The organism is Mesorhizobium sp. Arg314 (genome assembly GCF_053714275.1).
Genome location: NZ_JBSKBP010000041.1, coordinates 15,614 through 28,230, shown reverse-complemented (window position 1 = coordinate 28,230; position 12,617 = coordinate 15,614). Strand labels below are relative to the sequence as shown.

The following is a 12,617-nucleotide window of genomic DNA, read 5'->3' as shown; positions in this document are numbered from 1 at the left end:
ATTCGGCGACGTCACATTCCATTGGGATGGATAGCGCTCTGCTGTTTGACAGAGTGGAGTTGTTCACCGACCGCTCGAAAAACATGCCCGGTAGCTGACAAATGGAAGAACCACGCCATCTGCACAGGTCTTGGCGCAATTCCGCTTTGGAATTGCGCCGATCGACCTGACCGCGCACGTCTGTCTCCTCGCTGCCCCCCCGAGTTGCGCCCACACTATCGCCCTAGTCCTTCCCGAAAGTCCTGTTTCTGGCTATATTTCTTAAATAGGTAAAGGTGATCATGGGAAGTTCACAGAAGCGCGCCATCCAACATTATCGATCCCGCCTTGGCCTGCGCGGCTTAGCGCGCTTCGAAGTGCTCGGTCGGGATGTTGATCGCGATCTGATCCGATCGATCGCCCGGCGCCTGTCAGAGGACACCCGCGAAGCTTCAGAGCTTCGCGCGACCGTGAGCAAGTCGATCGCTGGCGAGCCGTCCCAGCCTGGCGGGATTCTCGCCGCATTGCGGCGGTCGCCGTTGGTGGGGGCCGATCTCGATGTTTCACGGCCTCACGAGGAGGGGCGCGAGCTCGACCTGTGACGCGCCACTTGGTTGATACCAACATCATCAGCAATGTAGTCAAACCGCAGCCATCGGAATCGCTCGTGGCATGGATGTCGTCAAAGCGCGACGAGGATCTGTTCATAGCGTCGCTGACCCTTGCGGAAATCCGTCGCGGTATTTTGGAGAACCGCGAGGCAAAAAACGCCACGCGCTTGACAAGTGGTTCTCGGGCTCTGAAGGGCCGCAGGCACTGTTTGCTAACCGCATCCTCTCGTTTGACGACAAGGCGGCGCTGATCTGGGCGCAGCTAATGGCGAAAGGGAGAGCGGCCGGCCAGCCACGCAGCGGGCTCGATATGATCATGGCCGCTGCCGCCGGTGCGAACAATTGCGTGGTGGTGACGGATAACGAGAAGGGCTTTGCGGGACTGCAATTCGTCAATCCGATACGCGGGCGGTGTGACGCTCGTCGGTAAGGGATGCTGGGGAGGGAGACGCCGAGACTCAGTTAGAGTGGGCTGACTCCACATCCGCTGTGCGCTGCTCAGTTCGTCCGCTTGCGCCAGCTGTATAGACTTGTCGCAGGTCCAGACTACCCCTTGTGCCAGGGGTTGACTCCGATCATGCGGGAAACAACATTTCGGATGTATTCAAGCTGAGCATAAGCAGAGGCATCATACACGCTTGCACTCCAGTAATGCGCGCAGCGGAGCCGATCGTCGGCCTGCTTCGCGGTGATGTCGAGGCCAGACTCGACCTCAGCCGAGCGACATAGCGATCTGGAGCCAGATAGGGGACAGTTTTCGGTGAGCATCCGGTCGGCCAGCAATGGGAGAAGCTTGATACCTTCAATGGCACCCCCCCGCCACACACCACAAACGACCATCATCATGGAAGCGATGCGCTATGGAAGCACCTGCGCCTGCGCTTTGGCGTCGGCACCTCGATGACACGTTCGAGTTCCTCAATCAGATCCACAAAAGCTCGAGCCAGCAGGAAATCTGTCGCCATCTGATTTCCTATGCCGAACGGTTTGGCGCCAGAAACGTGCTGGCAGGACCGATCCCGCCACCTCGCGCGCTCAGACGCGAGCAGATTTCCCATGTGCTGCTTGACGCCTGGCCACAGCAATGGTCAGAGCGCTATTTTTCGAACGGCTACCTTTATCGCGACCCTACCATCCAACTCGTGAAGCGTGGGGCCACGCCCTTCCGGTGGAGCGAGATCGATCAGGTTGCCAGCGTTTGCTCTTTCGGCCGACGGGTCATGGCGGAGGCATCGGAGTTTAAGCTACGCGACGGATTCACGATACCGTTCGCGACTTTGAACGGACAGGCGGTGGGATTTTCCGTTGCAGGGGAGAAGCTCGAGCCAGATCCTCACGACCGGCTCGCCTTTCAGCTCGTCGCCGCGTGCGCCTTCGGTTGCGCGGCCGTTCTTGCAGATAGAAAGCGAGCCTCCAAACCGGTGCGTCTGTCACCTCGACAACAGGACGTCCTGCGCTGGGTTGCCGAAGGCCTCACCGTCGGCGATATTGCTGATCGCCTCAACATCAGCCGCAACACCGCAGATACGCACCTGCGAGCGGTGCGCGAGAGGCTCGGCGCGACAAACAACGTGCATGCTGTCGCCAAAGCTTTCCGCCTGGGGCTGATCAGCTAGGCTCCCACAATTGCGTGATGCAGCATCGGTCCGCGATGAACCATTGGTTGGCCTCGAAACTGGAGAACAACCGAGATGCTTCTTGGCGTCACGTCACAATGCCGACGAATATCAGGCGGAACTGGATCAGGCGTTTCGTCTGCGCCACAAGATGTTTGATGAGGAAAAGGGCTGGCCGACCTGCGGCCCGAAGACGGTCGTGAGTTCGACCGCCTTGAGGACAGGCGTGCCGTACGCATGCTCGTCATCGCGTGTCGTGGGCTACCAACGCCTGCCACGCGGCGGAAGTGCTTCAGCTTGGAGAAGAAACGCTCGAAATTCCAGGGTCGGTTGCTGTCCGTCGGAATGTTGGGCGGCCTTTGCTGCTCGTTCAGCTCGCGGATGCGGTCGGCGTCGCAGGCCGGTGGGGCGGGACCAAGCGCTTGGGCAGGTCGCGCCAGGGCGCACCAGATCGCAGGATCAAAAGATGCCCTTCAACCGGAGATTCCCGAGTCAATAGGTCGCAGGTCATTAAGGCTTCCTTAACCATATGATTCTGTTATGATTTTTGCCTCAACGGAGGGCGAATCGCTTGGACGCGACCTACAATCTCAACGGCGGCTTCAAACCCACCATCAAGCGGTTCGCCGATCTCGCAGGCCCGGACTACTTCCCGACCCCGGCATGGGCAACGCACGCGCTCATGGAAAATGAACGGTTCGACGGCGAGATTTGGGAGTGCGCCTGCGGCGATGGCGCGATGTCCCGAGTGTTGGCGCGCGACGGCAATAAGGTGCGCAGTTCGGACCTTTTCAATCGAGGCTTCGGCGATATCGGTATAGACTTCAACACGGCCAAGATCGCCGCCGACAACATCGTGACTAACCCGCCTTACAACAGCGCCGAAGGGTTCGTGCGATCTGGCGTCACACTGGCCCGGAAGAAGTTCGCTTTGCTGCTCCGGCTCGCCTTCTTAGAAGGCGCAAATCGCGCCAATACGATCTTCGCCAAATGCCCGCCGTCTCGCGTCTGGGTGTTCAGCGAGCGCATCACGTTCTACCCCGCCGGAGCCGTTCAGGGCGGCTCCGGGACCACGGCATACGCATGGTTCGTCTGGGATAAAGATGCCCAGACGCAAACAGAACTGAAGTGGTTTAAACCAGGCTACAAGGCCAAGTTCTCTAAGGCCGCCTGAAACCGCCGGGAATGGCAATCAAGTCTCCTTCATGGATAAGATTGCCGGGCTGGTTCCGATGAGATTTGATGTTTCGAACGATCTGCGAAAAGCAATCGTCGGCTCGGCCGTCTAGCTGTTCTTCATCTTCGGCGCCAAGCGGAATACGCTTTCGTAGTTCAGCAATGAGCTTGGTCGTGGTAATTTGACGGCCCGGCTCCGCGTCTATGATCGCAATCACATCGGGGCCGATATCTGCTTCGCCTACTCTGCCCGGTTTCTTAGCCATTATTCCCTTCCCATAGTTTGGCGTCGGGGAGAATGACTCGGATTCAAATTAGGTGCAACTCACTACGTGAAGGGGATAATTCCCTGAAAGAAACGCCGGTTGACGGCCTAAGCGCAATCGTCTGACCGCCCATCTCAGCCGTTCACGTTTAGGTGTTCACACCTAGTTGGGATCCTTCTTTCCTTCTGGCGCCGGCTTCTTGACCCCGTGCCGTTCCAACGTCGACAGCATGGTGCGTTCGGTCAGTTCGACGCCTTCGATCAGCGCCTTGAAGCCGGCATCGCCCGACGCCTTTGCCTCGGCGGGAATGGCGTCGAGCGCGCTGCGCAGATTGTCCGACACCGACAGCATGTCGCGGGCGAAATTGGCGACCGCATAATTGCGCGCATCGTGTACGTCGCGCGCGGTGCGACGGCGCAGGTTTTCCATTTCGGCGGCGACGCGCAGCGCGCGGTCCTTCAGCTCTTCATTTTCCTTCAGCAGCCGCGCAACCGCTTCGCGGTCGCCATTGAGGCTGCCTTCCTTGCGTTCGGCATTGGCCTCGACGGTCTCAACTTCATCGGGCGCGCGTTCGTCTTTTGATTGGTCGCTCATCAACATTTCCCGTGCTCTCGAATGGTATGGATTTTGTGCCGGATATCGAGGTTTGGCGGCCAAAAATCAATGGCAGGCATACTGAAAGCCCCTGTCGCATTTGAGCACGAATGACGAAGAGCTTTCGATTCCTACTATTGAACGGCCACTTTGGCTTAGCCATCGATCGAAGAAGTGGCCAAGCGCAGATTTGAACGCCGCTGAGCCGGTTTGCGCCGGGTAGCGCTGATTGGTTGCCGTCGCGTTCATTGGGAGCGCGGCTACAGACTGCCGCGCTATCCGGCCATCGCCGGATTGTCGCAATGAACCTGCAATTTACAGGCCATTGACTTCCAATTGTCACGCACGAAGCTACGGCTGGGCCGATGATGCTTTATTTATCACCAAAGATCTCGCCAGCGCGATTTCAATAGGCGGTTGGTAGCGCAACCGTTTCGCAATCTGCATCCGACGGCCACCGCCGGGCTTATACGGCAGGCGTTCGACATCAGCGAGCTGCGCGTGGGACGGCACTCGTGCCTCTCTGTTTTTTGATGGTCTTGGCTGCCAAGTTTAGAAGATAAGAAGCGCCGTTGAGCACTTAAAACGCAATCGTCTGGCCATTTCCACCATCTTACCCCGTTCGGGTCATTACGAGCTCCGATCGTTGCGCGAGAGGCTCGCGCGTGACAAACAACGTGCTGCTGTCGCGAAATTTCCGCCTGGGCCTGATCAGCTAGCCTCACGCAATCGCGTGATGCCGCATCGGTCCGCGATGAACCATTGAGTTGACCTCCACAAATTGGAGGACAACCGAGATGCTTCTTGTCGTCACGTCGCACAATGCAGACGAATATCAGGTGGAGCTGGACCAGGCGTTCCGGCTTCGCCACAAGGTGTTTGTCGAGGAAAAGGGCTGGACCGACCTGCGGCGCGAGGACGGTCGCGAGGTCGACCGCTTTGACGACAGGCGTGCCGTCCACATGCTGTTCACCGCGGACAACCGCATCGTCGGCTACCAACGCCTGCTGTCGTCGACGCGACCTCATCTTTTGTCGGACGTCTTGCCTGAGCTATGCGAAGGCACGCGTCCCGTTGGAGAAAACATTTGGGAATGGTCGCGCTACTGTGTCGAGCCCCAATATCGGGAACGGGGACGGATGCTGAGCCCCGTTGCCAATGCGCTGTTGTCGGGCATCGTCGAGTGGGGGCTGGGCAGCGGGATCGACACAATCATTATCGAAATGAACCCGCTCTGGCTGCTGCGCCTGGTTCAGTTGCATTTCAAGGTGACGCCACTGGGATTGCCGAAAATGATCGGCGGCGAAGAGACGGTCGCGGTAACAGCCAGTTTTGATGAGCGCACGCTGCAAAGGCTTCGCGAGACGCGCAGCCTCGGAAGCAACAAAACCACATCGTAATTGCAACACCGGTCCCGCGCAGGGGAAAGGTGCCATGCGCCGCTCCGTCCAACTCATCACACTTCATTTTGCCACCGTTGTCGCCGAGGAAGGCAGCTTCCTTTGTGCATCCCGGCGACTCGGGATTCATCACTCGGCGCTCAGCCGGCGCATAAAAGATCTCGAATTGACGCTGGGCGTGACTTTGTTCAACCGCTATCCGGGCGGCGTCAGGGTGACGGCCGCCGGCGGGTGTTTCCTGACGAAGATACGACGCATTCTGAAAGATCTGGACGACACTTTTCAAGGGCTTGAATCAGCGGGCCACGGCGATAGCCAGCCGCTATCGATAGGTTCGGATGGGCCACCTTGCCATTGTGGGCTTCTCAGTGCTGTTGTTGCCTCCTTAGGCAAAGATCCCAACTTGCTCGCGTTTCTACGCAAGCATCATCCCGAGCTCTGATGCTCCATCATCGTCCCGCGCGCGAAAATCGCCGCCTTTGATGTCGCGGCGGACCCAATCGAACGCTCGATCCGCGGCCATGAACGGAGACAACATGGGCGCAGCTACATCTGGCCGGATCTGCTTGCGGCCGACTTGACCGCCGAAGAGTTTGTGGCGTCCAGACTATAGGATCCATGTCTCAGGATCATTCATGGAGACGCTGAACCGAGCGGCGGCCGCAGAGCTGGTTTTTCGGATGCAGGCGAAGTCCTGCATCTTGGGTACGCAGCCAGCTGGACAGCGCGAGGAGTACCGCTCGCAACAAGGTTCGCGCCGAGGGCGCTCCGCTTTGGAGAACCGACACCGCGACTTTAGCTCGCCGATCTTTCGGCGCGGCGCCAACCGGCCATCATTGACGGCATCCCGCCTGGGCTCGCGAGGCAGGCCTTTGCTGCTGCGCACAGAGGAAGGATCGGGGACAGCATCCCATCCAACCCACGATGGCGGCGGCGCATAAGCCCAAGCACTCGCCCAACAATTCGCCCAGTCAGGCCACGCCATTTCCGACCTGTCATCCCTCTTCATCTTTCGTCTTCCCCCGGGTGTGGTTTGGCTTCGGGAAATCCTGTTGTGGAGCCACACAGAGATCTTGTGAGCAAACCTGCTCACCCTTGTAGTTGGCCAGGGCCTGCAGCAATCGCTGTCCAATCCGCCGCTTCGTTTTTTCCGAGCCATTCTGCCAGTCGGCAAGCGACTTCAGTGCCACTTCGATCAACTCGATCGCGCGATCCTTGTCGCCGCTCTCGTAAAAGTACTGACCAACTGCCGGATAATATAGGAACTTGAAGGCGCCGCAGCCTGCCGGGGGATCCAGAGCCAGGATGTGTTCGGATAGCTCCTTGCCCATCGCGAAGCGGTCGGCAGATGGAATGTTTGAATAATCCTCCTCCGGATGGAAGAGTTGTTCCAGCGCCTGAGACAACCAATTCACTGAGTTTTTGTTGATCGCGTCGCGAACGAAGAGCTGCAGGACCGGCAATCCTGCCCTCATATCGCGCATTTCGTGAAGTAGCAGATTCGCATGACAAGTCCGGATGTTGGGATCGTCCGGGAACAAGGCGACACCCACTTCGATGGCCGAGAGCGCGGTGTGCCACTCCTGTTTCTTGAACGCCGCATAATATTTCTCCAAAATCGGCATTTTCACCGCTCGTTCGCGCATTCTGGCTTCGTCTCCGGCAATCCGCTTGGCATCACCGGCTTTCGCTTGTTTGCTGGTGCGCCAGGTGCCGTCGATCACTTTGGGCAAGACCTCATCGAGGTCCATCGGATGACCGATAAAAGCGATGGCGCCGTCACGATCGACAATGAACGAGGTCGGAATCCCGAGGGAGAAGCTGGGTTCCATCCAAAGCTTGTCCATTTCGCCTGAGAAGTCGAACGCTATCCGATAGTTCAGATACGAGCAGTTTCGGGTCAACCACGCGTCCAGCTGAGTACGCGCTTCGTCCGCGGTCGGAGCGCGTTCAGAAGTTGCGACGCCGACAACCTCAAGCCCGCGATCCTTGTATTTCTCCTGCAGCTCCGCGAGATGAGGCATCGCCGCCACGCATGGGCCACACCACGTCGCCCAAAATTCGACGATGTACAGTTTCCCAGGCTGGAAGGCTGTTAGCGGCTCGCCACGCAGCCAGTTTTCCATTTTGATCGCAGGGGCCGGGGAATCCATCCGAAGCACCATGTCACTCTCCAACTATCGCCAGATGCGCTACTTTTGTGCGAGCTTTGTTTTTCCCGGGAAACCGAACACGCGAACGAAGCGTGTGGGCAGCCCTCACTCAGTATTGCCGCTCTTTAAACTTAAGCAAAGGCCGTGCCACATCGCTCAGCGCCAGTAAGCCTACGACTTTGCTCATGACGTCTCATCGGCCAAGATCACCCTTTGTAGCAAAACCGACGTGGCGTCTGTCGCGGTCGGATTTTGGACACGGACACGTGTGGTGTAGCCAAGATCGATGGTCGGCTCGTCGAGCAGCAGCACTTCGGCCGCTGGTCAGAATCACGCGCGCGATCTCCGCGCCCTGTTTGCCTCGCGCAGGAACAGCCTGCTTGCCTGCTCATGGCTGATTTCCTAGCGCGGTTGATCAGGCGAGCGCGGCGCGGCGCGGGCTGCCGCAATATCGAGAGCAGACACCTTGAGGCCACCGCAGTTGCCCAGCACGGTCTTGCCTCTTGCTCGCTGCTTCGCCTCTGATGAACCGCGCTGAAGCGTTTGGTGCAGACCTCACGCCTGTCGGAGGTCAGCGCGCCCCTGAAGCTCGGATCTCCGTATTGGTCTCGGCTCGTATTGGGCGCGCTAGGTGAATGATTCCTTCCGCCTTACATAGGTGCACGGCCGCACCTGTCTCGAGATGGCCGGCCCCGTGTTACCGGACTTGTCCCCGCGCTGCTTGCGCTTTGCGGCTGCGATAACCGCGATCGGATCGCATAAAGGCCTCCAGCATATGGGGGATCAGAGCCGCCGCTTCGACGGGCTCATACAACCGGCTGTATTCCGCCGCGTAGCGCTCTAGCAGGCTGTTGAAGAAGTCCACTTTCGGGCGGTGAAGTCGGCTTCGTCGCCGTTGTGGAAGCAAATTTGCCCGTTGATCGAGCCGTCAGGTTGGATTTCAGCCCAGCCGTCGCCTTGGGCTTCGTCCATTTCGTCGTTGCCTTGCCAGGAGAAGGCGACGTGATTGGCATCGGCGCCGCCGAAGATCTGCCCGGTGACGCAGCCGAAGGCGAATTCGCCGGAGCCATTTGCCGCGAACTCGATGTAGGCGGGCTCCATCATGTCGGCATAGTCCTCAACATAATCGGGCATTTCCACGATCCGCCAGCGGCCTGCGACGCTCATGGCGGTGCCGCCAGCAGCTTGGGCAAGCGCACCAGATTGTAGGCCGCCAAGTTCAGGGTGAAGGCCGCGCCCACACGGGCGCATCCTCGCAGCTTGACCTTGGCCATGCCGGCCGAGGCCTTGATCCAACCGAACACTTCTTCGATGCGCTTGCGGCGGCGCTGGCTGACCGAATAGCCGGTGTGACAGCGCGTGCGGCCATCGATCGCCGTCACGCGAGGCTTGCCGGTCTTGCTCAAATGGCCGTTGACAGCAATGTGCGGCGTGACCTTGCGCTCGCGCAGGTCGTTGACGAACTGGACGACATCATAAGCCTTGTCGGCACCGAGCGTGATGCGTCGCCGCGATGGTCTGCGGTCCAACATGGCCAGCGCTGCCTCGCGCTCGGCTGTACCCGTAGCCTGGGTAATGCTGCCATCGATCGCCAGCCCGTGACGGTTCTCCATCAGCGCATGTCCCAGATAGCAGAGCTTTGCCGGCTGCCCGTCGCCCTTCTTGTAGAGGCGCGCCTGCGGATCGCTCGTGCTCTGGTGCGTATCGTTGGAGCGCCTCTCCTTATGAAAGCCACGCTCGGCGTTGCGACCCGTTCCATCCGGATCGTTGTCGCTGCCGTCCTTGCGGCGAAAGCTCTTGATCGAAGCCCAGGCCTCGATCAGCGTCCCGTCCACCGAGAAGTGATCCGACGACAGCAGCCGCTTCACCCGTGGCTGGGCAAGCACCGCGCGCAAAAACTTTGCCGCGATCTCACCTTCCAGCAGCCGATCCCGGTTCTTGGTGAAGCTCGAATGATCCCAGGCCGCTTCGTCAACACCCAGCCCCACGAACCAGCGAAACAGAAGATCAAACTCCATCCGCTCCATCAGCTGACGCTCTGAGCGAATGCCGTAGAAAGCCTGCAACAGCATCGCACGCAGCAATCGTTCCGGCGCGATCGAGGGCCGGCCGAACCCGGGCCGATAAAGCACCGCAAAATCGCTGTCCATCCCTGCAAGAGCCGTGTTCACGATCTCGCGGATCACCCGTAACGGATGATCGCGCCGAACACGCGCCTCATGATCAACATACGAAAACAGCGAGCCTGTCCGTTCGTCTAAGCCGCGCATCAAATGGCCCTTCCTAAGGACACCAGTGAATCACGCTTAGTCCGGCCGCGCTACCGACTTCTTCAACAGCCTGCTAGCTCATCCTTGAGCGGCTCGGGAAGCGCGATCGTCCTGCGCACCGTCCCGAATTTCGGCAATGGGCCAAGTTTCAGGTTCCCCATGCGCCGCCTCCCACGGAAAATGCGACAGAGACATGTTGAGCGTTCAGATGCTCGACGTAGGCGACCAGATCGCGATGGACCGCCGCCGGCAGTTCAATTGTGAACTTGACCGGTCGATCGTCACGAATTGCAGAGAGTTTCAGCTTGGTCATGTGGGATCCTTCGCTGCGCCGTACGGCGCCAGAACGAGATCGCGATTGACGATGACGCGAACAGGAAAACCTGGCCGGATGGTCAGCGTCGGCTGAACATTGAGCTGATTGCGCACGATCTGTTGGCCGACATTGCTGAGCGAATCCTGCGCGCCTTCGCGGATGGCCTTGGCAATATCACTTTCGTCTTTGCTGGACCCAAGAGACGTGCCGATTCCGAGTACAGTCGAAAGTGCCGCAGCTCGGAAGAGTTGGCTCCAATGGTGATCAACTTCATCCTCGAGCCCGGAGAAACCCTCAGTATCGGCGCCCTGCTGGCGCTCCAGCACGATCGAGACGCCGTCCGGCATGATGAGCCGGTTCCACACCAGCAGCACGCGCGACTGGCCGAAGGCGACCTGGCTGTCGTACTGACCAATCAGTTTTGCTCCTTGGGGGACGAGCAGGTATGACCCTGTCGGGCTGTCATAAACATTCTCTGTGACCTGAGCGGTGATCTGACCAGGCAGGTCGGAACGGATGCCCGTGATGAGGGCAGCCGCAATAACCGTTCCTGCCTGGACGACATAGGGCGAGGCTTTTTCGGCGAGACGATCGGGACTGACGGTGCGGCGGTCCGGCGCTGCATTGACGAAGGCGAGCTTGCGGTCGTGCAGGTTTTGAGCCGAGCCTGGATCGAGCGCCGGCGGTTCGAGAGGCGACGCCGACCCGGACAAGGGGTCGCCGACGCCATTATTTGCGCCAAAACTCTGTCGCGCTGAATTGGTCCGCGCGTTGCTGTCAGTGAACAGCTTCGCCACGCGGGCAGCCTCGATTTCGGCCAGGCGGCGTTGTTCATCCGGATCGACGCGCGGTGTGCGAATATCTGGGACCTGAACCTGCTGGCCGCGTTCTTGCGCGCGAAGGATCGGGCGTCCGAGATCGCCGGGCAATGCAGGCCCGAGTTTCGGGACACCCGAATAGTCCTTTGGCAGCGTCTGCAGCCCATCAGCGGTCGCGCGGTTTTCGGTGCTAAACAGGTCAGTCGGCTGCTCCTTGCCGTGCCGTCCAGTATCCAGCGCCCAGATCACCGTTGCCAGGATCGCGACGCTTGCGACGCCGCTAAGGCCAATGAGTACCTTGCGCGATAGTCGAGTCACCCTGGCGGGCTCTGGTCGCAGCCGCAGCTCCGCTTCGATATCGGGGCTATTTGAATTGGTCGTTTCGCTCATCGAAACAGCCCCACGCTGCGCTGCGGCTTCTTCCCGTCGGTGCGCACGATGCGGACGCGCTTCTCGCTCGTCTTGTCGCCCAGCCTCAGTTCGGCCGCTGCAAACAGCCGGTCGACCACATAGTAGTTTTGCCGAGCGCGGTAATTCACCAGTTCGGAGCCGCCGGATGGACCGATGACGAAGAGCGGCGGCATTTCACCCTGGCCGATGCCCGATGGGAATTCGATATAGACCTTTGCGCCGTCGTCGAAAGCGCGCAGCGGCTTCCAGGGTGCAGCGTCACCCTCGATGCGATAGCGGAAGTTGAGTTTCTGGATGTCGACGCCCGAAGCTACAGGCTGCGCAGCGGAAGCTTGTACGTTCAGCCGGCGCAGAGCAATCAACTGATCCTGTGGGTACTGCCAGGAGACCGAGGCCATGTAAGTCTTCTCGGTCGAGCGCAGCTCGATATGATAGGTGCGAAGGTCACTGTTGATGACCAGGTTGGTCAGGAGATCCGGGCGTGTCGGCTTAACGAGGATATGGACCTGAAGTCGGTCCCCTGCCCCGCTTTGCGTGTCGCCAATGATCCAGCGAACGGTGTCGCCGGCGGCGACGGGACCGGAGCCGACAAGTTGCTCGCCCGGCTGCAAGGCGATGTCGGTCACCTGGCCCGGGGCGGCATAAATCTGGTAGAGCGCGCCCTCGCTCCAGGGATAGAGCTGGATCGCGTTGATGAAGCCGTCACGGACGGGCTGCATGCGGGCGGCCTCATTGGCCTGGCTAATGCGCTGCTTGGGATCGGGCGGCTCAGTCTTCGCCTTGGCACTGCCGAGGGGCTTCAACTGGCCGGGAAGCGGGAGCGGTTTTGCGAGCTCCACCACCTTCACCGGCCCGGGCGGGTCGGCTTTATGGACAGCAGGCGCGGCATCGTCGTAGTCGATCTCGGGCGGAATGTACTTTTTCGAGGCGCAACCAGCGAGCGCTGTCGCGGATAACAGCCCTACGGCAAGCATGCGCGTCATCGTCATGCTGCGCGCGGTTTGTCT

The 12,617-nt window shown here is 59.7% G+C and carries 12 protein-coding genes and 4 pseudogenes; 6 read left to right on the top strand and 10 right to left on the bottom strand.

Features of this window, described 5'->3' with window-relative positions:
• The first annotated feature begins 281 nt into the window (after nt 1-281).
• The 3 genes and pseudogenes from ACWGS9_RS28440 to ACWGS9_RS28430 all read left to right on the top strand — a co-directional run bounded on the left by ACWGS9_RS28440 (nt 282) and on the right by ACWGS9_RS28430 (nt 2,206).
• A complete protein-coding gene (locus ACWGS9_RS28440) occupies nt 282-581 on the top strand; it encodes a hypothetical protein (RefSeq protein ID WP_454508359.1) in 300 nt (99 codons plus the stop codon).
• Nucleotides 578-1,020: pseudogene (locus ACWGS9_RS28435) on the top strand (PIN domain-containing protein). Before ACWGS9_RS28440 ends, ACWGS9_RS28435 begins: the two are co-directional and overlap by 4 nt.
• 430 nt (nt 1,021-1,450) lie before the next feature.
• Nucleotides 1,451-2,206: a helix-turn-helix transcriptional regulator gene (locus ACWGS9_RS28430; RefSeq protein WP_454508358.1), complete on the top strand. Its 756-nt coding sequence runs from the start codon at nt 1,451-1,453 to the stop codon at nt 2,204-2,206.
• 272 nt (nt 2,207-2,478) lie between these two features.
• Here the strand turns inward: ACWGS9_RS28430 and ACWGS9_RS28425 are convergent.
• A pseudogene (locus ACWGS9_RS28425) lies at nt 2,479-2,616 on the bottom strand (IS5/IS1182 family transposase); the annotation flags it as partial.
• A 161-nt stretch (nt 2,617-2,777) separates the two neighbouring features.
• Here ACWGS9_RS28425 and ACWGS9_RS28420 point away from each other — a divergent pair.
• Nucleotides 2,778-3,380, top strand: coding sequence for a hypothetical protein (locus tag ACWGS9_RS28420; RefSeq protein WP_454508357.1), 603 nt, complete (start codon nt 2,778-2,780; stop codon nt 3,378-3,380).
• On the opposite strand, the gene ACWGS9_RS28415 is transcribed toward ACWGS9_RS28420, so the two are convergent.
• Nucleotides 3,367-3,648 (bottom strand): hypothetical protein, encoded by a 282-nt coding sequence (locus tag ACWGS9_RS28415; RefSeq protein ID WP_454508356.1) that lies wholly within the window; start codon nt 3,646-3,648, stop codon nt 3,367-3,369. The two genes, ACWGS9_RS28420 and ACWGS9_RS28415, sit on opposite strands and share 14 nt — an antisense overlap.
• A gap of 165 nt (nt 3,649-3,813) precedes the next feature.
• Nucleotides 3,814-4,242 (bottom strand): annotated as a pseudogene (gene grpE, locus ACWGS9_RS28410) (nucleotide exchange factor GrpE); the annotation flags it as partial.
• A 797-nt stretch (nt 4,243-5,039) separates the two neighbouring features.
• Between grpE and ACWGS9_RS28405 the strand changes: the two are divergent.
• A complete protein-coding gene (locus ACWGS9_RS28405; protein WP_454508355.1) occupies nt 5,040-5,642 on the top strand; it encodes an acyl-homoserine-lactone synthase in 603 nt (200 codons plus the stop codon).
• 34 nt (nt 5,643-5,676) lie between these two features.
• Nucleotides 5,677-6,084, top strand: a complete 408-nt coding sequence (locus ACWGS9_RS28400; protein WP_454508354.1) for a LysR family transcriptional regulator — start codon at nt 5,677-5,679, stop codon at nt 6,082-6,084.
• Nucleotides 6,085-6,637: 553 nt separating this feature from the next.
• Here ACWGS9_RS28400 and ACWGS9_RS28395 read toward each other — a convergent pair.
• The 7 genes and pseudogenes from ACWGS9_RS28395 to trbG all read right to left on the bottom strand — a co-directional run bounded on the left by ACWGS9_RS28395 (nt 6,638) and on the right by trbG (nt 12,599).
• Nucleotides 6,638-7,807, bottom strand: coding sequence for a TlpA disulfide reductase family protein (locus tag ACWGS9_RS28395; RefSeq protein ID WP_454508353.1), 1,170 nt, complete (start codon nt 7,805-7,807; stop codon nt 6,638-6,640).
• A 685-nt stretch (nt 7,808-8,492) separates the two neighbouring features.
• Nucleotides 8,493-8,660 (bottom strand): DUF2274 domain-containing protein, encoded by a 168-nt coding sequence (locus tag ACWGS9_RS28390; RefSeq protein ID WP_454508352.1) that lies wholly within the window; start codon nt 8,658-8,660, stop codon nt 8,493-8,495.
• The gene (locus ACWGS9_RS28385) at nt 8,636-8,962 is read right to left on the bottom strand and encodes a hypothetical protein (protein ID WP_454508351.1); all 327 of its coding nucleotides are present in this window, start codon (nt 8,960-8,962) and stop codon (nt 8,636-8,638) included. The genes ACWGS9_RS28390 and ACWGS9_RS28385 overlap by 25 nt, the downstream gene beginning before the upstream one ends.
• Nucleotides 8,959-10,065: an IS5 family transposase gene (locus tag ACWGS9_RS28380; protein WP_454508350.1), complete on the bottom strand. Its 1,107-nt coding sequence runs from the start codon at nt 10,063-10,065 to the stop codon at nt 8,959-8,961. The genes ACWGS9_RS28385 and ACWGS9_RS28380 overlap by 4 nt, the downstream gene beginning before the upstream one ends.
• Before the next feature lie 205 nt (nt 10,066-10,270).
• Nucleotides 10,271-10,378, bottom strand: a pseudogene (locus ACWGS9_RS28375) (DUF2274 domain-containing protein); the annotation flags it as partial.
• Nucleotides 10,375-11,589 (bottom strand): TraB/TrbI/VirB10 family type IV secretion system protein, encoded by a 1,215-nt coding sequence (locus ACWGS9_RS28370; RefSeq protein ID WP_454508349.1) that lies wholly within the window; start codon nt 11,587-11,589, stop codon nt 10,375-10,377. The gene ACWGS9_RS28370 and the pseudogene ACWGS9_RS28375, both read right to left, overlap by 4 nt.
• Nucleotides 11,586-12,599 carry a P-type conjugative transfer protein TrbG gene (gene trbG, locus ACWGS9_RS28365; RefSeq protein ID WP_454508369.1) on the bottom strand — a complete coding sequence of 338 codons (1,014 nt, stop codon included), beginning with the start codon at nt 12,597-12,599 and terminating at the stop codon, nt 11,586-11,588. Before trbG ends, ACWGS9_RS28370 begins: the two co-directional genes overlap by 4 nt.
• Between the last annotated feature and the right edge of the window lie 18 nt (nt 12,600-12,617).

Coding starts and splice junctions, on each gene's coding strand:
- ACWGS9_RS28440 (WP_454508359.1), top strand. CDS start 282: ATGGGAAGTTCACAGAAGCGCGCCATCCAACATTATCGATCCCGCCTT.
- ACWGS9_RS28430 (WP_454508358.1), top strand. CDS start 1,451: ATGGAAGCACCTGCGCCTGCGCTTTGGCGTCGGCACCTCGATGACACG.
- ACWGS9_RS28415 (WP_454508356.1), bottom strand. CDS start 3,648: ATGGCTAAGAAACCGGGCAGAGTAGGCGAAGCAGATATCGGCCCCGAT.
- ACWGS9_RS28405 (WP_454508355.1), top strand. CDS start 5,040: ATGCTTCTTGTCGTCACGTCGCACAATGCAGACGAATATCAGGTGGAG.
- ACWGS9_RS28400 (WP_454508354.1), top strand. CDS start 5,677: ATGCGCCGCTCCGTCCAACTCATCACACTTCATTTTGCCACCGTTGTC.
- ACWGS9_RS28395 (WP_454508353.1), bottom strand. CDS start 7,807: ATGGTGCTTCGGATGGATTCCCCGGCCCCTGCGATCAAAATGGAAAAC.
- ACWGS9_RS28385 (WP_454508351.1), bottom strand. CDS start 8,962: ATGAGCGTCGCAGGCCGCTGGCGGATCGTGGAAATGCCCGATTATGTT.
- ACWGS9_RS28380 (WP_454508350.1), bottom strand. CDS start 10,065: ATGCGCGGCTTAGACGAACGGACAGGCTCGCTGTTTTCGTATGTTGAT.
- ACWGS9_RS28370 (WP_454508349.1), bottom strand. CDS start 11,589: ATGAGCGAAACGACCAATTCAAATAGCCCCGATATCGAAGCGGAGCTG.
- trbG (WP_454508369.1), bottom strand. CDS start 12,599: ATGACGATGACGCGCATGCTTGCCGTAGGGCTGTTATCCGCGACAGCG.